Consider the following 20,977-nt stretch of genomic DNA (forward strand, 5'->3'; position numbering starts at 1 on the left):
GCTGCTGCGCACATTAGCGCGCCCGATCGACCACGAGGCTTACTGCCCGAGCTGCGCTGTTTCCGTCCCGGGAACACCGCGCCGTAGGACGATCGGCGATCGCAATACGAACTTGTTCCTAACGAACATGTTCGTTACGCTGATGGAAACCTTGCGCGCCCCACATACCGCCCTGAAAGGGGTGACCTGCTATGACAACCTCCTCTGGGCCTGGTCAGACCGCCATATCGCCTGACGCCACCGCCGTACCCAAGAACATCCGCTGGGTCCTCCTCGGCGTCCTGCTGGCCATGCTGCTCTCGCAGCTGGATGGCCTGATCGTCGGCACGGCGATGCCGACGATCGTCAGGGACATCGGCGGCCTGGACCACATGTCCTGGGTGGTCACCGCGTACACCCTCACGACCGCTTGCTCGACGCCGGTCTGGGGCAAGCTCGGCGACCTGTTTCACCGCAAGAACTTGTTCCTCGGCTCGATCATGGTGTTCCTTCTCGGTTCGGTGCTCTCCGGCATGGCCTCCACGATGGGTGAGCTCATCGGCTTCCGTGCGCTTCAGGGCATCGGGGCCGGCGGCATGATGGCGGGGGCCTTCGCCCTGATCGGCGTCCTGCTGCCGCCGCGGGAACGCGGCAGGTACCAGGGCATGGTGGCGATCGTGCAGGCTGTCGGCAGTGTCGGAGGTCCGCTGGCGGGCGGCTTAATCACCGGCCATCTGGGCTGGCGGTGGGCCTTCTACGTCAACATCCCCATCGGCCTGGTGTGCATTGTCTGGTGCGCAGCGCTGCTGCACGTCCCGCAGGCCGCCCGCCGCGGCCGGGTGGTCATCGACTGGGCCGGCATCACGGTGATGACCGCGATGATCACCGCCCTGATCATGCTCGCGACCTGGGGTGGCAGCACCTACGCCTGGGGCTCGGCGCAGATTCTCGGGCTGGCCGCGGTGGTGCTCGTGTTGCTGGCCGCCTTCATCGTCTCCGAGCGGCGGACCGCCGAGCCGCTGCTGCCGCTGCGGATTTTCACCGGTCAGCGCAACTTCCCGATCGCTGCCGTCCTGCTGACTGTGGCCGGCGTGGCCATGTTCGGGGCGACTCTGTATTTGCCGCTGTACCAGCAGACCGTGCAGGGTGCCTCGGCGTCCAACTCGGGGCTGCTCCTGCTGCCGATGATGTGCGGCACCGTGGCCGCCTCGATGATCGCCGGCAAGGTCATGTCCAAGACCGGCAAATACAAGATCTTCCCGGTGATCGGAGCCGCCAGCCTGGCCGTCGGCATGGGACTGCTGTCCACCATGGACACCTCCACCGCGCGCCTGACCACCAGCGTCTACATGGTGCTGGTCGGCATCGGCACCGGTTTCACCATCCAGATGGCCAACACCATCGCCCAGAACAGCGTCGAGCTGCGGGACATGGGCGCCGCCTCGGCGGCCACCAACCTGTTCCGCACCCTGGGCGGCTCTCTGGGAGTCGCGGTCTTCGGCTCGCTTTTCACGCGTGCCCTGGCTGGCCACGGCGGCGGCGCCCCCAGCGAGGGCGGTTCTGGAGGTTCGGCGACAGAACATATGTCGCATGCGGCCAGGGAGGCCTACCTGCAGGCTGCCGCTCACGGTACGCAAGAGATCTTCCTTGTCGGCGCGTTGTGCGCAGTGGCCGCCTTCGTCTCTGCGCTCTGTATCAAGGAGACTCCTCTGCGTGCCGGGCCCGGGCAGCCCGCCAAGCCGGCAACGGACGACAGCGCACCAGCGGCTGTAGGCGCCACTAGCTAACGGGCGTTCCCCGCCCTGATTGAGAAACCCAGGAGGCATCATGACCGCAACACACCTCACGAACGTCCACATCTTCGATGGTGTCGGGCAGTCGGCGGCCACTACCGTCACCATCGAAGGCCAACTCATCACCGCAGTGGGTGCCGCTCAGGCCCCACAGGGCGCTGACGTCGTCGACGCACGCGGTGCCAGCCTGCTGCCCGGGCTCATCGACGCCCACGTGCACACCTCCATTGATTCCCTTCGTGATGCACTGCGCTTCGGTGTCACAACCGAACTGGAGATGCAGGGGTTCTGGACGCCCGAACAGCGCATCGAGGTCAACGCCGACGACACCATCGCCGACGTCCGCTCCGCCCTACTCGCCCTGATGGCAAAGGGCGGACACCCCAGCGAGCTCATGCACGACCTCGGCGAACACGAGCCGGGTGCGGAGCACGAAGGCTGGGAGATGCCGTCCGTCAGTACCCCCGACGAAGCGCGTGCCCACGTCCAGAGGTTCGCCCAGGCCGGCGCCGACTACATCAAGGTGATGATCGAAGAGGGCACGACCATGGGCCACCCCGGGCTGCCCGTGATCGACTCCGAGACCCTTCGGGCCGGAGTGGACGAAGCCCACAAGCTCGGCCTCAAGGTCATCGCGCACGCCACCACCCTGGACGCCACCCGCCAGGCGCTGGACGTCGGCATCGACGGACTCGCCCACCTCTTCATCGACCAGAGGGCCGACCAGGCCATCATCGCGGCGCTCGCCGATGCAGACGTCTTCGTCACGCCCTGCCTGGTCGTCAGCGCATCCCTCATGGGGCGCGACGCCGCCGCCGACCTCGCCGCCGACCCCCGCGTCTCCGGTCGCCTGTCCCAGCCCTGGCTCGACACCCTGCGCGGCGCGTACAACACCTACCCGCAGGGCACCTTTCAGCACGTTCTCGACAGCGTCGCCGCCCTGCACGCCGCCGGCGTGGACATCCTGGCGGGAACCGACGCCTCCATCCCGGTGCCGACCCACGGGGGAGTGGCGCATGGCGCCAGCATGCACCACGAACTCGCGCTTCTCGTGCAAGCCGGACTGTCCACTGAGGCCGCGCTCGCCGCTGCCACGTCGGTACCCGCGCGCTGCTTCAACCTTGCCGACCGCGGCCGTATCGCACCCGGACTACGTGCCGATCTCCTACTCGTCGACGGCAACCCGCTCGACGAGATCACCCACACCCTGGACATCAACACCGTCTGGCGTCGAGGTGCTTGCCTGAAGTAGACATATTGGAGCGGTGCAGTATTCGACGCTGGCTCGCCGGTATCGGTTACGCCGGCCGTGGCCGACTTGTACTGACGGCGGACTTCTAACTTAGTGGTCGTAGGTTCGAATCTGACCGCAGGCGCTAGTCGAATTGGCTGGCGGGACGCCCGGCCTTGATGGCTGTCGTTGTGAGGGGCGCTTCCGGAGGATCAGGACCGGCACACTCCGAGAGATCACACCTCCTCCGCCTGCGCGGAGAGAACGCTGTTCAACTCCGTAGTGATGAATCAGCAGCCGCACCACCTCCGCCTTGTGGGGACGGACAACCGCTTGCCGACGACGGCGCCCAGGTCGGGGGGGCTCACCCCCACGCGGCGCGGCGAACGCCGTGATCAACGTCAGCGAGGCCGCCGGGGCGGTCGCCGTCGGCACCGGCTTCACCCCCGCCTGCGGCACCAACTTCCCCTCGTCGCAGGACGGCTCCCAGGCCGCGCTGCTGATCTACGCCAGCTTCAGCGTTAACTTCTTCAGTCACCTGACGCTGAACCTGGTCGACGAGAAGACCCTCACCAGCAGCAACGGCTCGGAGGGTTCCGGGTCGGGACCCGCGGCGTGTTCTCGCGACGGCGGCCCGCGAGCACCTCGGGGAAGCGGACGCCGGCGCCTGGGCCTCTGTCCTGCTGGGCGCGCGGTCCGGCGAATCTGCCCTCGAGAGTGGTCGAACGGGCCTTTGGACACAGTGGGCTGACGAACTAACGTGTCATAGTCTCCGCGCTGCAGCCGACCGGGAGGACGAATCGTCATGCATGCATTCGAGAGCTGTCATGAACGGACGCCCGGGCAGGGATCACCCGATCTCTCGGGTGTCCAACGCTCACCCCCGCAAGACTCGAATATGCCGTCGCAGCTTGCGGATTTCCTGGCGCTGCAGAGTTCGGTCGGCAACCAGGTGATGAACCAGGCCCTGGCAATACAACGTGCATCCCGGGGTTCCTCGCCCGACTCGGGGCTTGCCTACGGGCATCTGCCCGGTTCGTCCCGGAGTTCCTCGCCCGACTCGGGGCTCGCCTACGGGCAGCCGTCGGGCCCCTCCTCGCCCAGCTTCAACGGCTCGATCGGCGGGGTGCATTTCTCCACCGACCGCCACGGTGACCGGATGAGAGAGATCTTCGACGCTGCCGGGCAGAGCGTGTACGGGGCGACGAAAGCCGCCGTCATCGCCATGAGCCGTGCGGCGGCCGCCGAATACGGCCGGGATGGTGTCCGCGTCAACGCGATCGCCCCCGGCACCACGATGACCGACATGATCGTCGCCTGGGACAAGCGCGATCCGGGCGTCATCGAGCGCCTCAGTTCCCTGGCCGCCCTCGGCCGCCGCGGCCGGCCTCACGAGATCGCCGAAGCCGCCGCCTGGCTTCTGAGCGACCGCGCGAGCTACGTCACCGGCATGACGCTCGGCGTCGACGGCGGCACCGCGCCGTGGCCACACTGACCCATCCCGACGCTTACGGCGACCGCCGCTGGCGAACCGGCCGTCGCCGGACACCGCGTCGGTCGCCGACAGCGGCTTCGCGCCGGATCCGGGCAGCCGCAGTTCCGGGTGGGTGCACTGCACCCACGCCCCGTCCCACCGCACAGACTTAGTGTGGCTGACGTGGAGAACAACAACGATCTCGGTGACTACCTGCGTGCTCGCCGCGCGGTGATCACGCCGCGGGATGTCGGGCTGGTGGATGACGGGGCCCGGCGGGTGCCGGGGCTGCGGCGGGACGAGGTGGCGCTGCTGGCCGGGGTGAGCACGGACTACTACATCCGCCTGGAGCAGGGTCGTGAGCGGAACCCGTCCGATCAGGTTCTTCGGGCGATCGCTGCGGCACTGCGGCTCGATGGTCCCGCGGCCGGCCACCTGTTCCGGCTCGGCCTGCCCGTTTTCGCCACGGCGTCCGCAGCGCCGAGCGTCGCGCCGGAGCTGGCGCGGCTGATGGACGGCATGCGCGACACGCCGGCGTTCGTGGTCGGTGCGGCGCAGGACGTGTTGGCGGCCAATGCGATGGCGCGCGAGCTGTACCGCGGGTTCGCCCGGTACGACAACCTGCTACGGATGATCTTCCTCGACCCGTACGCGCGGGAGTTCTACGTCGACTGGGACAAGGCGGCGCACACCGCGGTGGGCAACCTGCGGGCCTCCTCCTCGCAGTTCCCCGAGGACGAGCGGATCGAGCGGATCGTCGGCGAGCTCAGTGTGCGCAGCCCCGCCTTCGCCAGCCTGTGGGCACGGTACGAGGTCCGTCCCCGCACGCAGGAGGACAAGCATTTCCGACACGCTGGCGTGGGTGAGGTGCGGCTGCACTTCGAGGCGCTGGCCGTCACCAGTGCCCCGGGCCAGCACCTGTCCGTCTACAGCGCGGAACCCGGCAGCGCCAGTGCCGATGCCCTGGTACTGCTCCGCCAGCTGGCCGAGCAGACCTCGGCTACCAGTGCCCACGACGCCCCCGCAGAGGAAGAAGACCTCCGGTCATGACCACTTCGCTGTCCGACGCGACCGGCACCTTCACGATCGCCGGCAAGGAAGTCGCCCGTCTCGGCTTCGGTGCCATGCGCCTGACTGGGCTCGGCGTATGGGGAGAGCCCGATGACCGCGCCGAATGCATCCGCGTGGTGCGCCGGGCCGTCGAACTCGGCGTGCAGCTGATCGACACCGCGGACTCCTACGGCCCCCACGTCAGCGAGGAGATCATCCGGCAGGCGATCCACCCCTACCCCGACGACGTGCTCATCGCGACCAAGGCGGGGCTGACCCGCAACGGTCCTGACACGATCAGGACTCCCGACGGGCTGGTGCGCCTTGGCCCCAAGGCCTGGCCGCCGGTCGGGCGCCCGGAGTACCTGCGCCAGCAAGCCCTGATGAGCCTTCGCCGGCTCGGCCTGGACCACATCGACCTGTTTCAGCTGCACCGGATCGACCCCGCGGTCCCGCTGGAGGACCAGGTCGGTGAGCTGAAGACGCTGCAGGACGAGGGCAAGATAGTCGCGATCGGCCTGTCCCAGGTCACCGTCGACCAGATCGAACAGGCGCGCACGATCGCCCAGATTGCGACCGTCCAGAACCGCTACAACCTCACCGACCGCGCCTCCGCCGACGTTCTGGACTACTGCGTCCGCCACGGCATCGGCTTCATGCCCTGGGCGCCGGTGGCCGCCGGTGAGCTCGCCCGCCCTCGTGGCCCGGTCGACCGGATCGCGACCGCCCACGGTGCCCGGCCGTCTCAGGTGGCGCTGGCCTGGCTGCTCGCCCGCGCCGAGGTCATGCTGCCCATCCCCGGTACGTCCAAGGTCGCGCACCTGGAGGACAACCTGGTTGCGGCGACGCTGCGCCTGGCCGACACCGAACTGCGCGAACTCGCCGACGCCGCGTGACCGCGCTCCAGCGGTCGCCTCCTACGACTGCTGACTCTCTCTTCCCTACACTCACTCGCTTACAGAAAAAGGCACCTCAAGCCATGCTGCTTCCCTCCACCGAGGCAGGCCGCGGACGGCCCGTCGTCCTGCTGCACGCCCGACCCACCGACCGCACCATGTGGAACACCCACCTCCCCCTCCTTGCCGAGGCAGGCGTGCGGGCCATAGCAGTGGACCTGCCCGGTCACGGCGACGCGCCCGTACCCAACCACCCCGAGGTGGCTCCCTGGTCGGACCTGCTCGAAACGCTCGACCACCTCGGCGCCGACACCTTCGTGCTCGCCGGCAACTCCCTCGGAGCCCTGGTGGCGCTCCAGACCGCCGTAACGGCACCCGAGCAGGTGGAGGGCCTGGTACTGGTGGGATACCGGCCCCACGACCAACCCGCGTCCCCGCGTCTGAACGCTGCCTGGAAGGCCGAACGGACAGCGCTGGCCGCAGGCGACCTGGACGCCGCGGTGAAGGCCGGCATCGAGGCGTGGACCTCGGCCGGGGCTACCGAGGACGTGCGCGCCCACGCCGCCGACATGCTGCGCCGCCAGCTGACCGAACAGCTCGCCCACGGCGAACCACCGCAGGCACCAGATCCCCTCGGAACCGGCCCGGCGGTGCTGCGCACTCTGCAGGGCATGCCCGCTCTGGTCGGCGTCGGCGAACACGACATGCCCGACTTCCACGAAGGCGGCGAAGCCCTGGCCCGCGACCTCGATGCCGGTGGGATCACCGTCATCCCCGGCGCCGGACATCTCGCGCCGATGGAACAACCGGCGGCGTTCTGCACCCTGCTGATGGACTTCGTCCGCCGCCTGCCTCAGCAGTCGTCGGTTGCTCACTCGGAGGACCCGACTCGAGCGTTTGCCCAAGACTCAGCCCGTTGACGCCCCACCCTGGTTGCTCGCTCTTTGAGCAGCCGGACACGCTCGCCGATCCGCCATCTGCGGGTCGAAGCTCTGGTGCGGCACCTGAAGAACCGGCGCGCGCTCATCAAGTTCCGCCCAACCCCGCCCAGGCCGCCAACCTGCTACGAGCCTGGCGGCGGCGGTCCAGATCAACCGTCCCCCGCCGAATGTGATCCCGTTTCCCATGGCCTGGTCTGTCCCCTATGTGCTTGCAGGCTGTGCCTGTGCCTGTGCCGGTGCGGAAAGGGCGTGCAGATCGTCGAAGGCTGGGGTGAGATGCGCGTCCAGGCTTTGTGAGGGGTCGTCGATCCGGGGTTCGGTGAGCGACGCGGCCTTGGCCAAATCACATTCGCGAAGCGTCGGTGTCATCGCGGTGATTTTCAATCGCCGCTCGGAGAACGAGCGGTTGTCCTCCAGGATCCGCCTGGCTTTCCGAAAGGCGCAAAGCAGTACATCGAGTGGTCGCTGGCCATCGGGTGCGTCGGCGACCTCCTGATCTCTACGCCGGAACGGAGCACCAATCGCGAACACGTGAAAGAACTCGAACAGCGCTTGGCCGTAGCCCACGGAGAGATCCTCCGTCTGCGACGTCAGGCCGCCGAGCACGGACTGCCCGACTGAGCACCGTTGTCCAGTCCGCGCAGACCTATCCATCCCATCCGAAATTGCAGTCCCACACCGGACGATCCGATGCCTCGCCAGTCGGATCGATCAGCCACTTGGCGAACGGGTAGTCGCCGCGCAGCACGGCCAGCAGGAACTCGGTCATCCCGCCGTCGAAGCGATCCCAGTGCCTGGACGACAGCAGCAGCACCACGACGGACCACCGGTCAGGATCGCCTTCACGGGTGTCCCAGAAGCACACATCGCCGTTGGCGTTGTTTGCCCAGATCAATAAGCCGCCCGGCTCGGGAAGGATCGGAAACGGATAGGTCTCCTCATCGTCGAGCGCGACCGCGTTCTCCCGCATCTCGGCGATGCTGCGGCCCAGGCCGAGCGTCGTCTGATCGACGAAACCGCCGAATCCCGTTCGGAAACGGGAATCGGTCCGACGCAACGTCGGGGCAGAAATGAACAACTCGTCATTCACACCGCCTCCGCCATACAAGCCCACGAAGTCGCGGTAATCGGCAGGGAACTCGAACCCCACCTCGGTGGCTGCGTCATCCCACGGCGTGGTCGAACCCACGGTCTGTGGAGGTTCCATAAGCTCCATAATCTGCCTAAGCACAGGCCCCATCCATGCCTCCCGATCCTCGACAACGCTACTGACGCGACCACAACAATACGACCTCGCCAAACACCCCGACGATCACCCGCAACCCCGGATAGCTCCAGCCACTTCTGCTTGGGGAGACACCCGCCAGCAGACGCAGCTTTGTGTTCCGGCGGCTGAACTCGCCGGGCGATGTGGCTGGTCCCGTCGCCCGGCTATACGCGGCAGGCGGTCAGCCTACTTCGCGTACTGCGTGTTGCTGGCCCACAGCACGTCGCCGCCCTCGGAGTAGATGACGAGGTTGCCGTCCTGTTGGACTGCGAAATGCGCGTTCAGCCAGCCGTAGGTGTGGCTCGACCACAGGGCGCTGCTGCCCTGGTAGACGACGAGGTTGCCGTCGGTTTGGAACTCGGCGTACGCGCCTCCGTGGTTGAAGGTGCCGGTTGACCAGACGGCACGGTTGCTCAGCTCGTTGTAGAGCACGAGGTTGCCGTCGGGCTGCATATCGAAGGCGTAGAGAGCGGTGCAGTAGCCGCTTCCGCTGGTAAAGGTATAGCCGGCGGGGAATTCGCGGTCGTATTGAACGTCGGTGTTGGTGCAGTAATATCTCGGGCCGTCGGCGTGAGCGATGGCCGGGGTTGCGACGGTTGTGAGGCTGGCGGCGGCCAGGCTCGTCATGACGATGGATACCTGCTTTTTGAAAGCCTTCATGGCTCTCCTTCCCTGAATTCTGATGATTCGGTCCTGAGTAGAACCTTTGTTACGGAAACCTGCCCTGTTGGCCGGTGCTCGTCGCACAGCGGCTGTCGACTCCACTCCCTCGGGTTCCACATCGAGGTAGTTCGGCGCAACCAGCGCGGGCTCAGGGCCAGCGCTGATAGTCGCCTCCGTTGTCGGGCAACATGTACACCTCCCCGGAGGCGCTACTGTCCAGAACCAGCCCGGTGGCGACATTGACGAGCCTGAACCCCGGCGCCGGATCGCCCATCCAGGACACCCGTCACTTTCGGTAGTCGCCGCCGTTGCAGGGCAGGGCGTAGGCGTTGCCCGCGGTTCCGGCGATCCATGGCGATGATGTGTTGTTGCCGTCCAGGCACCAGCCGTAGGTGGTCGAATAGCTGAGCGTCCCATCCTGGTTGTCCAGCGCGAACCACGTTTGTCCGGTGGAATAGCCGGTGACCACGGCCGCCGCCTGCCGCCGCACCGACCGCCAGAACCATCGCAGAGCTCTGCATGAAACTTCTCAAACGCTTCATGAATCCGAGCATCGTCCACGCCTCGTCGCGGCGGTAGACCAGGTACTTGATTTGTACCGGGGTTTGAACCGCTCATGGCGCCCCGAGCGTTGTGTGATCAGGTGGAAAGGACACGGCGGCGCGTATCGCATGCGCCGTCGGCTTGAACTGATCGGGTACCGGGGTCCGGGTCGTCACGACCAGGACCTCGGCATCGCGGAGCGCGGGCTCACCCAGGGGCTGATTGCGTGCGGACTTCAGTACACGCAGGGGATGCCGTTCTGCGAGCTGGCATCCACCGCCGCGCCGCTGCTCAGGCCGCCACCAGAGGTGCTTGCCCCCGACGTGCTCGCGCCGGTCGGCGTGCTTGTCGACGCGTTCGTGGGGCCGCCGCTCGGGTGCTCTCGGTGAGTTTCGACTGCTTGAAGTCGTTGCCGACGGTGACCACGATGCTATTCGCCTTCAGCGCGCTGTCGGCGGTCGGCACCGTGCCGGTACCCATCGCGGCGGCGATCTTTTTCGTCTCGTCCTGTCCGCCGGTTTTGTCCATAATGAACGCGGAGAGCCTCAGCGCAGCTCTGGTAAACGGCTGCACGTTCGAGGGGGTGTTGAAAAGCGACCGTGTTGTCGGTGACGGTGATCAGGCTCGCTTCCTCGGCAGGCCGCAGGTCCTCGGCGACCGCGCGTTGGGCTCGGCCTACGGCCAGGACTTCACCGCGGTCGTCGGTGAGGCTTGCGGCCAGCAAAAGGGTCCGTGTCGTCGAAGACAGCCGCCTCGCGGCTCCGGCGAACGCCTCGAGCAGCCGGGCGGACAGCGGTGTGGCGTCCGCCGTGACCGGCGCGTAGCCAGACTTGCCGAGTACGGCCGGGAGTTCGAGCAGGGCCAGCGGGTTGCCCTGGGCCAGGGCCAGGGGCCGATAGCGGATCTCTGTCGGAGTGTTCGCCACGTCGAGCATCACGGCCGCCGCCGCGGGAGCCAGCGGCGCGAGGTGTAGTTCCGGCAGGCCTACCGGTGCGGGACCGCGGGTGGCCATGATCAGCGCCACGCTCTCGGTGTCCAGGCGTCGCGCGGCGAAGGCGAGCGCGTCCAGCGAGGGCCGGTCCAGCCAGTGGGCGTCGTCGACCAGACACAGTAGAGGCCCCGCCTCGGCGGCCTCGGACAGAAGCGAGAGGATGGCCAGGCCGATGAGCATCCGATCCAGTGTGTCGGCCGTCTCGGCGAGGCCGAGCGCGCCCTCCAGCGCACGCCTCTGCAGGGCCGGCAGTGCCGGGAGGTGTCCGGCGATCGGCCGTATGAGCAGGTTCAGGCCCGCGAATGTCAGGTCGCTTTCCGGCTCTACGCCTGCGCGGCGGATCACACGGAAGCCCTCTGCCTTTCTCAGCCGCGGCTTCCGGAAGCACTGTCTTGCCGATGCCGGGGCCGCCGGTGAGAGTCAGCACCCGGCTGAACCCACCTCGGACAGCGACGAGCACGCTGTCCAGCGCCGACAGTTCCGATTCCCGTCCGTAAATCACGGTGTCGGATTACCTATGGCTGACTGATTCTTCATACGGCCCTTCTTCATAGCCTGACTGCCAGAAAGCCCGGTGATCGCCGAGAGAGGGGCAGCACCATGAGTGACAAATACGAGACAGTGAGAAGCTACATAGCGGTGTGGAACGACCCCGATCCGGTTACGCGGCGCGAGACCATGCAGAACCAGTTTCCCGACTGCGTGATCGCGCTATGCAGCACGGTGGACGCGCACCACAACGTGGCACGGTTCAAATGGCAACTGGGCCTGGCCGACGGGGAGCCGATGATCGTCGGGTTCGACGTGATGGTGCTGGCGGCAGACGGCCGGATCCGGGACGTCCACGGCTTCCTGGACAAGATCTCCGCCGATATCTGACTCTGTGATTGTCCTGTCGGGGCTCTCGCGACCGGCTGCGAGAGCCCCGACACCGTGTGCCGCCGTCCGGGACCGCGGCTGTCAGCCTTTGATGAATCCGAGGATCTCGCCGTTCACCTCGGCCTGGTGCGTGAGGTAGAGGCCGTGGCCGGCGTCCTCGTACTCCCGCAGCACCGCGTGCGGCGCGAGCTTGACCGCCTGGCGGCTGGCGATGTGGATCGGGATCGACTGGTCCGGGACGCCGTGCAGCAGCAGGGTCGGCACCGTGAGGGCCGCGACGTCGGCTCGGAAGTCGGTGGTGAAGGTCAGGCGCTGGACCTCCAGTGCCGCGTACGGCGCAGCCGACATGCACCGTTGAAGCTCGGCGTCGATCATGGCTTGCGAGGTACCGGGCCGCAGGTGGGTGGCGAAATAGCCCTGGGCGCGGTCGGCGAACCATTGCGGCCGGTCGGTGCGTAGCTGCCGCAGCGATTCCTTTAGTGCGGCTTCCGGCACGCCGACCGGGTTGTCGTCGGTACGCAGCATGAACGGAATCGCCGGGGCGAGCAGGGCTATGCGCGCCACGCGCTCCGAGCCGTGCCGGCTGAGGTAGCGCACGGTCTCACCACCGCCGGCCGAGTGCGCGACGATGGTGGTATCGCGCAGATCCAGCAGGTTCAGCAGGGCGGCCAGGTCGTCGGCGCGGGTGTCTGCGTCGTAGCCGCCGCTCGGCCGGTCCGAGCGGCCGTGGCCGCGGCGGTCCGGCAGGATGCAGCGGTATCCGTGCTCCAGGAAGAATTGCACCTGGTACTCCCACATGTCGCCGTTCAGTGACCACCCGGCGACGAACACGATCGGTGATCCGGTGCCGTAGTCCTGGTAGGCCAGGGTCGTACCGTCCACAGGGCTCTGGTAGGTAGGCATAACGGTTGTTCTCCTTGAGTTCCGTCTTTCAGACGCGGGCGAACGCCACGGCGTGGTCCGCGGCCCAGGCCGCGAAGCTTCGGGGTGCGGTGCCGGTGATGTCGGCGACGGTGTCGCGCACCTGCGACTCGTCGAGGTTCCCTTCGGCGTAGAAGTCGAGGAAGGCCTCGATGTACCGCTGCGGTACGCCGTCGCCGGCCATTGACTCGCGCGCCTGCTCGGCGCTGAGCCCCACGAAGTGCAGCGGCCGGTCCAGGACACCGGCCAGGATCGCCACCTGGTCGCGGGGGAGCAGCGCCTCCGGGCCGGTCGGCAGCAGTACCTCGCCGACATACCGGTCCGGGTCGGCGATCACCGCGGCGATCACGGCGGCCAAATCCGCCGGGTCCAGGCAGGCGGTGGCCACGGTCGGGAAGGGCAGGGCCACGGTGTCGCCGTCGCGGACCTGCCCGGCCCAGCGCAGTGCGTTCGTCATGAACGCCGAGGGCCGGACCACGGTGTACGGCAGCTTCGACTCCGCCGCGGCCTGCTCGCTGCGCACCATGTACGCCGTGACGGCATTGGACATGTCCCCACTGCCGGCCGACACCCCCGACAACTGCACGACATACCCGACACCCGCATCACGCGCGGCCGCGTACAGCCCGGGCATGTCCGCGTAACCGGGCAACAAGAACAACGCCTGCCCGCCGACCAATGCGGAAGCCAGAGTCGCGGGCTCGTTCAGGTCGGCGACGACGGTCTGGACACTCGCCGTGAACCCCGCCGCGTCCGCCCCGGAACGGACCACCGCTCGCACCGGCGCACCCGCCGACACCAGAGCAGACACCAGGGCATCGCCGACGTTGCCCGTCGCCCCGGTCACCACAGTCAGATCGCTCATTGGTTCCACCTTTCAGTCGAATCTCGGAAAGTCGCAGGATGCTGATCATCGAGACACTGGCGCGGCAGTCGCCGCCGCGTGCCGGAACCAGCCGAAGAAGTCGGCGACCGGACCCGGAAGGCCCGTCAGCCGCAGCGTCCCGGTGCGGCAGGCACCGGCCACGGTCGCTTCGCCGTCGACGATCTGCCGCAGCGCCGACAGATCAGCGACGACGCGCACATCCGGATCCAGGGTCGGCCGCACAGCGCAGACGCCGCTACCGTCGGGCCTGAGCACGAGCCAGGCGGGAGCTTCTGACTCGCCGTCCACGGTGAATTCGACGACCACGGTCACGGGGGGCGTCTCGGCGCGCACAAGCTGACGCAACCGCCACAGCAACCAGCCCAGGTCGGCCCGAGGAACGCGGGACGAGTCCAGAACCCAGTCTTGGGCCCAGTAGCCGAGGCAGTCGATCAGCGGTCTGAGCGCGGCCCCGGCCGGAGTCAGGAGATAGGTGGGTCTGTCATCGGCGCCCACCACCCGTTCCACCAGGCCGGCAGCACGCATACGGCGCAGCCGTGCGGACAGCAGGCTCCTGTTGATCTCCGGAACGGCGCGGTGGATGTCGTTGAAACGTGTCTCGCCGAGCAGCATTTCGCGCAGTACCAGGAGCGTCCAACGGTCGCCCAGCACTTCGACACCGGCGGAGACCGCCGACCGGTGCCCCATTTCCGTGTCCACCGATGACTCCCCCCTGTCGGACATGGGTTGACCGGCTCAGCCTCGCAGAAAATCTTGTACTGGGTCAAGATTTGTATCGAGGCAAATTTTGGCTCCCGTGCAGAATTCGCTGATACTGTCCTCGGCATGGCCGACACCTACCGCGGACACCCGGCCCCGGGGCTGCGCGCACGCAAGAGGCAGCAGACCGAGACCAAGCTGTGGACCACGGCGATCAGGCTGTTCCTCGACCGTGGATTCGACCAGGTCTCCGTCGCGGACATCGCCGCCGCGACCGAGTTGTCCAGGGTGACTGTCTTCAACTACTTCCCGACCAAGGAAGACCTCGTCTTCGGGCCGATCGATGTGCATCTGGACGAGCCGGCACGTGCAGTACGCGAACGGCCCGTCGGCAGCTCAGCGCTCGACGCTCTACGAGACCGCTTCCTCGCCGGACTCGACCGCTTCGACCCGGTGACCGGTCTGAACGATGCCGAAAACGTGGTGAACGTGGTCGGGCTCATCCGCCAGACACCAGCTTTGTTCCAACGGTCCCTGTTCCTGACCGCCCAGATGCGTGATCGGCTGGCCGCCGAGCTTGTCGCGGAGGCACCCGATGACGACCCGCTGACCGCCGCGCTCGCCGCCGCCCAATTCATCGCGGTGGCACAGTGCCTCGCCACAGACAACCAAACACGCGTCCTGGCCGGGGAACGGGCGATCGACGTGCTGCCCGATGCCCGGCGCAAAGCGATCGCCGCATACGACCAGGTCGAGCATGGGCTGAAGAACTACCGCATCCGCCACTGATGTGCACAGACCTACTTCAGGCCAGGCTGCCTCTGCCGTCGACGGTGACCACGGAGCCTGTGAACCGCACCGGGTTCGTGCCGTGCGCTTCCGTTTGACAGTCAGGTCAGAGGACGGCGCTGACCTGGCTGTCAAAGCCGTAGTCATGGTCTAGACCCGGGGCGCTTCACTGATCAGCATGATGGTCGGCATCGGCGCCACTACGGCTGCGGTGGGGGCGCTGACTGGAATCGGGTCTATCGGAAGTGCGCTGGTCTTCCGGGGGAGCGGGATTGCGGGACAGATCTTGCCTGGAGTGACGACGGCGGCAGGGCTATTCTGCGCGGCGGCGATTGGGGTGGCGTGCGGACTGGGGCTTGTGCGGGAGGCCACTGCCGCTGCGGCACTAGCCGTGGCCACTTTCGAGCTACGCCACGTACTGGGCCTGCGAATCCTCGACGCGCGTTGGTGGTCGGATCGGATCGGATCGGATCGGCTCGGACGAGCTGTCCGCACTGGTGAAGCTGGGGACATGCGATGCCACGGATCGGCGGGTAACGCCGAGCCGCCAGGCCAGTCAAGGTGAAGTGGCGAGCGTGGGGCGTAGGCCGGAGTCAGGTCCGTCCTGTAGTACTCCTGAAGCCCGGTCACTCCGTCTGACGTGCTGGTTCACGCTGCGGCTTGGTACTCGCTGATTAGTCCGCCACGGACTGGTTTGCGGTGGATCCGGCCTGCTGGGGCAGGGAAGGGGATCACGTTCGAGTGGTCGTTGGGTGCCCGCTTTTCCATCCCGTCGCCTTGGTGGCTGCGTCTTCGACGCCGACGATCTTGGCAACAGCGCCAACCAGGCCAGAACTGTAACCGCGAACCGGTCGACGAGACGGATCATCACCACCACACATCATCGCAGGCCGAGCCCAGTGGCCGAGTTTCAGAAGTACCGCAGGCGTTATTGAACCCCGCCGGGGTGATGACACCGGCAGGGACGAGGGGGTCGTTCGGCTCTGGGGCGGACGGCAGGCTCAATCAGCGTGCGTGCACTTCGAGGAAGGTGCGCACCGCAGACTCCAGCGCGCCTTCGATCCAGGCCGGCTTGAGGCTGGTGTGCTCGCCCGCGAAGTGCACCCGGCCCTCGGCCGTGCGCGTAGCCGGGTGCAGTTCGTGCAGCTGGCCGGGCGTCACGACGACGGCCTCGCCGAGGGCGTAGCGGGCCCTGGCCCAGGACTGGGTGGCACCGACACCGGTGAACTCGGTGTAGACCTGCCTTCCGTAGATACGAGCCATATCGTCCAGAGCGAGTGTGTAGCGTTCGCCCGGAGTCAGGGAGTCCCAGCGCATCGCGTCGTCCGACCAGCAGTAGGCCGCGAGCACCACGCCGCCGCGGGATCCCTGGGGTGCGTGCGAGGGGAAGTAGGTGAAGCGGCTCGGGTAGTCCGAGATGTTGCCGCCGCCGGTGAAGCCGCCAGGGCCGCCCTCCCAGAAGCGTGTCTTGAACTCGAGGAGCACCTTGGTCGCGCAGTCGTAGTGGAGTTCCTCCACCGCGCGCCGCTTGGGGTAGGACATCAGCGGCTCGAACTGGCAGAAGCGAAGGGCGCTGAAGGGGACAGCGATGATGGCGTAGTCGCCGTGGAAGGTCTCGACCGGGCCGATTGGCGCGCCGTCGCAGGAGTCTTCACTCCCCGACTCGGCGGTGGTCTCGATCGTCACTCCGCGCCCGTCCTGGACAAGCTTGGTCATCCTGCGGTTGGTGCGGATCAGGTCCTTCAGCGGGGCCGCGAGGGCGTCGGTGAGGGAGGCGGTCCCGTTCTCGAACTCCCAGTACCGGCTTGTCGGGTTGATCAGCGCGTGGTCGAACAAGGTCGGGATCAGCGAGTAGTGCAGGCGCGAGGTGAGGTTCTCCACGGTGCCGACGGCCTGCAGCCGGGCCGTGTCCCAGCCCTGGTTCTCGACGAGGTAGCGCTGAGTGGAGTAGCCGTCGAAGTCACGCAGGAGTTGCGTCCAGCCGGCCAGCTGTGTCGCGATCGGGGTGGTGCCGGACACGAGCACGGGAGCGAACGCCGTGTTCGCCGCGGCCGTGGTCGTGGTGGCCAGATCCGTGCCGAACAGGCTGTTGAACGCGCTCGGATTCTGCGCGTACGCCTTCCGGGTCCGGGTCAGGCCGTTCGAGGTGATCAGGGACTGTCCGGTGGGCGGCGGCGCGCTGAACGGGGCCCCACCCGGTCCGTTGGTCCATGTCTCGCCGGTGAACGAGGTGTACGTCACCGGCGGGATCCGGCCGGTGGACACGGCACCGGGGGCGACGTCGGCGTTGTAGAACAGGCGGCGGGTCAGGCCGAGCTTGTCGCCGAGCGCGAGGACGAGCGGGTGCGCGTCCGGCAGGCGCATGGCGCCGGCCTCGGCGTGCAGGTGCGGGTCGGAGAAGATGCCGCGGAAGGTCTTGATCCGCCCGCCGACCCGGTTGCCGTTGGCCTCCAGGATCACCACGTCGTGCCCGGCGGCGGTGAGCAGGCGCGCCGCGGTCAGCCCGGCCGCACCGGCCCCGACGACCAGCACCCGCTTGCGCGCGGTCGGCGCGGGCAGCCGGCCGTCGATCAGGATCTTGAGGTAGTCGAGCTTGAGGTCGCTCTGTTCGTCGTCGCTGACCAGCAGGACCTTGCGGGCCAGGTCCCGGGACGTCGCTTCGTCGCCGCCGCCGGGGTAGTCGGTCCGCGGCGCGGCCGCGGCGGCGTCGGAAGCGGGCAGGCCGAAGGCAGTGGCCACGGGCAGGCCCAGCGTGGCGGCGGCCGCACCCCCGACCAGCGCGCGCCGCGTCAGGCCGGTGTTCCCGGACGGGTCGGCGCCTTCGGGAAGTTCGGCATTTTCAGGCAGGCCGAATCGATTCGACATCCTGTTCTTCACGGTGTTCTTCTCTCTGTTCTCTGTTAGCGCAGACTGATTCCGAGGACGTACGTGCGTTGCACTACTGCGGCGAGTAGCGCGCCCGTCGCGCTCTCGATCGCCCCAGCGCCAGGAAGCCGGTCGGCAGGGCGAACTCGGGTGTTAGTCCGCCGCCGATCGTGGACATCATCGGATGCGGCCCAGCACCCTGGCCTCGGATCGGAGCCGTCCGCTGCTTTCATTTCTGTCCAAAGCCGCCGAGCCGCGCCAACGCGGTGGGGAGCACTATCGCTGACCCGGTCAGCACGGTGATGGCCAGGCTCGCGGTACGACTGATGGCGTGCGGGTGTCCTGGCTCGGGGATGTAGGGGATGTACGGCGACGTTGGCGCTGATGCGCGCGGGCGCGAGGGGGTAGTGGTGGCCGGTGCCGGTGCAGCTCGCGGGAACTGCTGAAGACCGGCTTCTGAAAGCAGGCGCTGAAGTATCGCCGCCACTTCTCCGCCCTGGGATTAGTATGCGGCGGCCTCGTCCATCGCAGCCATCTGCGCAACCGTAGTTTGCGATGGCGCGGCGCCTGCGGGATCGAACGCAGCTCGGGCCGGCGTGGCGCCCGGTACGGGGGAGTGGACGACACGTCCTCTGTACCCGCCGCGAAGTGCAGTTCCTTCGAGGCCGACCGGCCCGGCGACGGCTTCTGAGCCGGAGCCTCGGGCGGGAGTGTTGGATCATGTTCACCACGCCGCGTCATGGAGGCCATGTCGGGGCGACAGCATCGGGCGCATGAACTCCTTGAACAAAACTCGAAGGCTGACGACCGGCCTGGCATTCGCCGCCGCCGCGTTGCTCGGCGTGTCCGCCGGTGTGGCGCACGCCGCCGTGGACCGGACGGCGGGCACCGGCCTCGGCGGATGGAACCTGGTCGGGCAGACGTCGGTCAGCTCCCAGTTCGGCAACCAGGGCATGGCGACTGTCGACCCGCGGACCGGGCCGTCCTATGAGCTCTATCGAGGCAGCGGGTCGATCCCGGCCTCCGTCGCCGCCGAAGGATGGACGCACATCGGCGACCCGGACTCGAGCCGGGGATACGTCTTCGACGCTTACCAGTGGGGCGGCGCCGCTCCGGCTACGTCGAAAATGTTCCGCGTCACCACGCCGTCCGGTGCGAGCTATGAGTACACGCACACGCTCACTCCCGGCGAGGAGTACAACAACTCGTACGCCGCCGTCGCCCCCGACGGCAAGTGGATGGTCTCTGGTGAGTGGGATGTGATGACTCGGTTGCTGGTCTTCCCGACGCCGATCCTGAACCGGGACGCCCCCAGAACCGGCGGCGAGCTGCCGCTGGCCGCGACCATCGAGCTGGACCACCCGATCGCGGACGTTCAGGGCTGCACGTTCCTGGACTCCCGCCGGCTGCTGTGCAGCACCGACGACTCGGACACGACTCTGTGGCCGGTGCCCAAGCAGTTGCTGGAGATCGACCTGCCGACGGCGCTGCACGGCGAGACCGTGACCGCGCACGTCAAGCTGGTCGGCGAACTGCCGCTGCAGAGCGCGTGTGCCGCGACCGCCGACAACCCCTTCGAGGTCGAGGGCGACGACTACGACCGTGCGAGTGGGGACCTGCGCGTGGCCATCATCCCGCCGAGCCCCTGCGATGCGTCGACGACTGTCTATACCTTCCGTCGCGGCGGCGGCGCGTAGAGCCCGTCCCGGCGGATGGATCGCCCGCGACTCGTCAGTCGTTCGTGGGTGGTCTGCCGCCAAGGGTCGGATTCCGCCAGATCCGCACTGGATTTGAGAAGCCTTCCTTACTAACTGCCGGGCGACCGACGGGTCGCCTTCACTTCGTGCTGGGAGAGGCGACATGTTCGACGATCATCCTGGCCGCGTAAGTGAACCCGAAGCCCAGGAGGGGCGTTCATGGCAAGTCGTTTTCCATCCCTTACCGGCCGGAAGGTACAGGGCATGCTCCTGGCCCTGCTGGCCGGCGCGGTGCTCTGCCTGCCCACCGCGGCGCCGGCCATGGCCGCTCAGCAGCAGAAGCCGCAGGCCTCAGGGCCCTGCGGGACCGAGCACAACGCCAAGCCGCACTACAAGCACGTCATCTGGCTCTTCATGGAGAACCAGCCCTATGACGACATCATCGGCGGCGCCGACTCGCCCTACGTCAACCAGCTCGCGGACGAGTGTGGCCTGGCTACGAACTACCACAACATCACGCACCCGTCGGCACCCAACTACCTGGCTGTCACTTCCGGTCAACTCGGCGGGGCCGACGACTGCACGCCGTCGCAGTGCCCGCAGAACACCGACAACATCTTCGCCCAGATCACACGGGCGCATAAGACGTGGACGACCTTTGCCGAGGGGATGAGCGGCGGCAACTGCCAGCAGGGCCCGCTCGACAGCGGATGGGCGCCGCCGTACGACGTCAACCACAACCCGCCGGTCTACTACCCGTCGCTGGCCGCCGACTGCCAGAAGTACGACGTGCCGATGGGCGATCTGACCTCCGGCGCCTTTGCCGACGCGCTGAAGAACGGCTTGCCGGACTTCAGCTTCGTCGCCCCCGACATCTGCCATGACACCCACAGCTGCCCGATCTCGGTCGGCGACCAGTGGCTGCAGCAGACCGTCGCGGCCATCACCAACAGCGACGACTACCGGGACGGCTCCACGGCGCTGTTCCTGACCTGGGACGAGGGTGAGCACGGCAACACCTCCGACTGCGCCTACAACACCACCGACGTAGGCTGTCACGTCGCCACCATCGTGGTCAGCCCGAGCACCCGCCCGGGCACCGAGTCCGACCTGCTGTTCAACCACTACTCGCTGCTCAAGACCACCGAGGAGCTGCTTAACCTGCACGGCAGGCTGGGCCACGCGGCAGACCCGCAGGTCCTGTCCATGAAGTCGGCCTTCCGCCTCTGAGTTTCGTATCCAACCTCCCCGGTCGGAACAGTGGGACCGGGGAGGTTTCCAGCTCTCGTGCCGTTCGTCCAGGCGGCGTCGCCGCCATGGACGTAAGGCCGTCTGAGGTTGCCCGTGTCTCCCGTCTGCTGCGATGCAGACGGAAATGGTCTCGGTTCGATCGGGGCAATGTGCCACCGGAGT

General features: G+C 67.5%; 21 protein-coding genes. 12 read left to right on the plus strand and 9 right to left on the minus strand.

Annotated features, from left to right (window positions below; genetic code table 11):
* Nucleotides 1-191 precede the first annotated feature (191 nt).
* From ABH926_RS26750 to ABH926_RS26780, 7 genes are all read left to right on the plus strand, one after another.
* The gene (locus tag ABH926_RS26750; RefSeq protein WP_370368535.1) at nt 192-1,766 is read left to right on the plus strand and encodes an MDR family MFS transporter; all 1,575 of its coding nucleotides are present in this window, start codon (nt 192-194) and stop codon (nt 1,764-1,766) included.
* A 40-nt stretch (nt 1,767-1,806) separates the two neighbouring features.
* Entirely contained in the window at nt 1,807-3,024 is a 1,218-nt protein-coding gene (locus ABH926_RS26755; protein ID WP_370368536.1) for an amidohydrolase family protein, read from the plus strand.
* A 370-nt stretch (nt 3,025-3,394) separates the two neighbouring features.
* Nucleotides 3,395-3,754, plus strand: a complete 360-nt coding sequence (locus tag ABH926_RS26760) for a hypothetical protein (protein ID WP_370368537.1) — start codon at nt 3,395-3,397, stop codon at nt 3,752-3,754.
* Nucleotides 3,755-3,808: 54 nt separating this feature from the next.
* The gene (locus ABH926_RS26765) at nt 3,809-4,498 is read left to right on the plus strand and encodes an SDR family NAD(P)-dependent oxidoreductase (protein ID WP_370368538.1); all 690 of its coding nucleotides are present in this window, start codon (nt 3,809-3,811) and stop codon (nt 4,496-4,498) included.
* A gap of 162 nt (nt 4,499-4,660) precedes the next feature.
* On the plus strand, nt 4,661-5,527 hold the full coding sequence (locus ABH926_RS26770; protein ID WP_370368539.1) for a helix-turn-helix domain-containing protein: 867 nt from the start codon (nt 4,661-4,663) through the stop codon (nt 5,525-5,527).
* Nucleotides 5,524-6,423, plus strand: coding sequence for an aldo/keto reductase (locus tag ABH926_RS26775; protein ID WP_370368540.1), 900 nt, complete (start codon nt 5,524-5,526; stop codon nt 6,421-6,423). Before ABH926_RS26770 ends, ABH926_RS26775 begins: the two co-directional genes overlap by 4 nt.
* 83 nt (nt 6,424-6,506) lie before the next feature.
* Entirely contained in the window at nt 6,507-7,343 is an 837-nt protein-coding gene (locus ABH926_RS26780) for an alpha/beta fold hydrolase (protein WP_370368541.1), read from the plus strand.
* Nucleotides 7,344-7,565: 222 nt separating this feature from the next.
* On the opposite strand, the gene ABH926_RS26785 is transcribed toward ABH926_RS26780, so the two are convergent.
* The 4 genes from ABH926_RS26785 to ABH926_RS26800 all read right to left on the minus strand — a co-directional run bounded on the left by ABH926_RS26785 (nt 7,566) and on the right by ABH926_RS26800 (nt 9,763).
* Nucleotides 7,566-7,931, minus strand: coding sequence for a hypothetical protein (locus ABH926_RS26785; RefSeq protein ID WP_370368542.1), 366 nt, complete (start codon nt 7,929-7,931; stop codon nt 7,566-7,568).
* Between the two features lie 79 nt (nt 7,932-8,010).
* Nucleotides 8,011-8,553, minus strand: a complete 543-nt coding sequence (locus tag ABH926_RS26790; RefSeq protein ID WP_370368543.1) for an SMI1/KNR4 family protein — start codon at nt 8,551-8,553, stop codon at nt 8,011-8,013.
* Between the two features lie 264 nt (nt 8,554-8,817).
* The gene (locus ABH926_RS26795) at nt 8,818-9,291 is read right to left on the minus strand and encodes a hypothetical protein (protein WP_370368544.1); all 474 of its coding nucleotides are present in this window, start codon (nt 9,289-9,291) and stop codon (nt 8,818-8,820) included.
* Between the two features lie 289 nt (nt 9,292-9,580).
* Nucleotides 9,581-9,763 (minus strand): hypothetical protein, encoded by a 183-nt coding sequence (locus ABH926_RS26800; protein WP_370368545.1) that lies wholly within the window; start codon nt 9,761-9,763, stop codon nt 9,581-9,583.
* Between ABH926_RS26800 and ABH926_RS26805 the strand changes: the two genes are divergently transcribed.
* Nucleotides 9,756-10,226, plus strand: a complete 471-nt coding sequence (locus ABH926_RS26805; protein WP_370368546.1) for a hypothetical protein — start codon at nt 9,756-9,758, stop codon at nt 10,224-10,226. The genes ABH926_RS26800 and ABH926_RS26805 overlap by 8 nt on opposite strands.
* A gap of 41 nt (nt 10,227-10,267) precedes the next feature.
* Here the strand turns inward: ABH926_RS26805 and ABH926_RS26810 are convergent, their stop codons facing one another.
* Nucleotides 10,268-11,173, minus strand: coding sequence for a hypothetical protein (locus ABH926_RS26810; RefSeq protein ID WP_370368547.1), 906 nt, complete (start codon nt 11,171-11,173; stop codon nt 10,268-10,270).
* Between the two features lie 255 nt (nt 11,174-11,428).
* Here ABH926_RS26810 and ABH926_RS26815 point away from each other — a divergent pair, with 255 nt between their 5' ends.
* Nucleotides 11,429-11,707: a nuclear transport factor 2 family protein gene (locus ABH926_RS26815; RefSeq protein ID WP_370368548.1), complete on the plus strand. Its 279-nt coding sequence runs from the start codon at nt 11,429-11,431 to the stop codon at nt 11,705-11,707.
* Nucleotides 11,708-11,788: 81 nt separating this feature from the next.
* Here ABH926_RS26815 and ABH926_RS26820 read toward each other — a convergent pair whose 3' ends face one another.
* From ABH926_RS26820 to ABH926_RS26830, 3 genes are read right to left on the minus strand one after another with little or no spacing between them, the layout of a single operon-like run.
* A complete protein-coding gene (locus tag ABH926_RS26820) occupies nt 11,789-12,610 on the minus strand; it encodes an alpha/beta fold hydrolase (RefSeq protein WP_370368549.1) in 822 nt (273 codons plus the stop codon).
* A 28-nt stretch (nt 12,611-12,638) separates the two neighbouring features.
* Nucleotides 12,639-13,493 carry an NAD(P)H-binding protein gene (locus tag ABH926_RS26825; RefSeq protein WP_370368550.1) on the minus strand — a complete coding sequence of 285 codons (855 nt, stop codon included), beginning with the start codon at nt 13,491-13,493 and terminating at the stop codon, nt 12,639-12,641.
* A 45-nt stretch (nt 13,494-13,538) separates the two neighbouring features.
* Nucleotides 13,539-14,213 carry a winged helix-turn-helix transcriptional regulator gene (locus ABH926_RS26830; RefSeq protein WP_370368551.1) on the minus strand — a complete coding sequence of 225 codons (675 nt, stop codon included), beginning with the start codon at nt 14,211-14,213 and terminating at the stop codon, nt 13,539-13,541.
* A 126-nt stretch (nt 14,214-14,339) separates the two neighbouring features.
* Here ABH926_RS26830 and ABH926_RS26835 point away from each other — a divergent pair, with 126 nt between their 5' ends.
* Complete coding sequence (locus ABH926_RS26835) at nt 14,340-15,002, plus strand: TetR family transcriptional regulator (protein ID WP_370368552.1); 663 nt, start codon at nt 14,340-14,342, stop codon at nt 15,000-15,002.
* A gap of 1,005 nt (nt 15,003-16,007) precedes the next feature.
* On the opposite strand, the gene ABH926_RS26840 is transcribed toward ABH926_RS26835, so the two are convergent.
* Nucleotides 16,008-17,867 (minus strand): flavin monoamine oxidase family protein, encoded by a 1,860-nt coding sequence (locus ABH926_RS26840; RefSeq protein WP_370368553.1) that lies wholly within the window; start codon nt 17,865-17,867, stop codon nt 16,008-16,010.
* 773 nt (nt 17,868-18,640) lie between these two features.
* Here ABH926_RS26840 and ABH926_RS26845 point away from each other — a divergent pair.
* Both ABH926_RS26845 and ABH926_RS26850 read left to right on the plus strand, forming a co-directional pair.
* On the plus strand, nt 18,641-19,564 hold the full coding sequence (locus tag ABH926_RS26845) for a hypothetical protein (protein WP_370368554.1): 924 nt from the start codon (nt 18,641-18,643) through the stop codon (nt 19,562-19,564).
* Between the two features lie 264 nt (nt 19,565-19,828).
* Entirely contained in the window at nt 19,829-20,794 is a 966-nt protein-coding gene (locus tag ABH926_RS26850; protein WP_370368555.1) for an alkaline phosphatase family protein, read from the plus strand.
* Nucleotides 20,795-20,977: the final 183 nt, after the last annotated feature.

It is taken from the genome of Catenulispora sp. GP43 (genome assembly GCF_041260665.1).
Classification (GTDB): domain Bacteria; phylum Actinomycetota; class Actinomycetes; order Streptomycetales; family Catenulisporaceae; genus Catenulispora.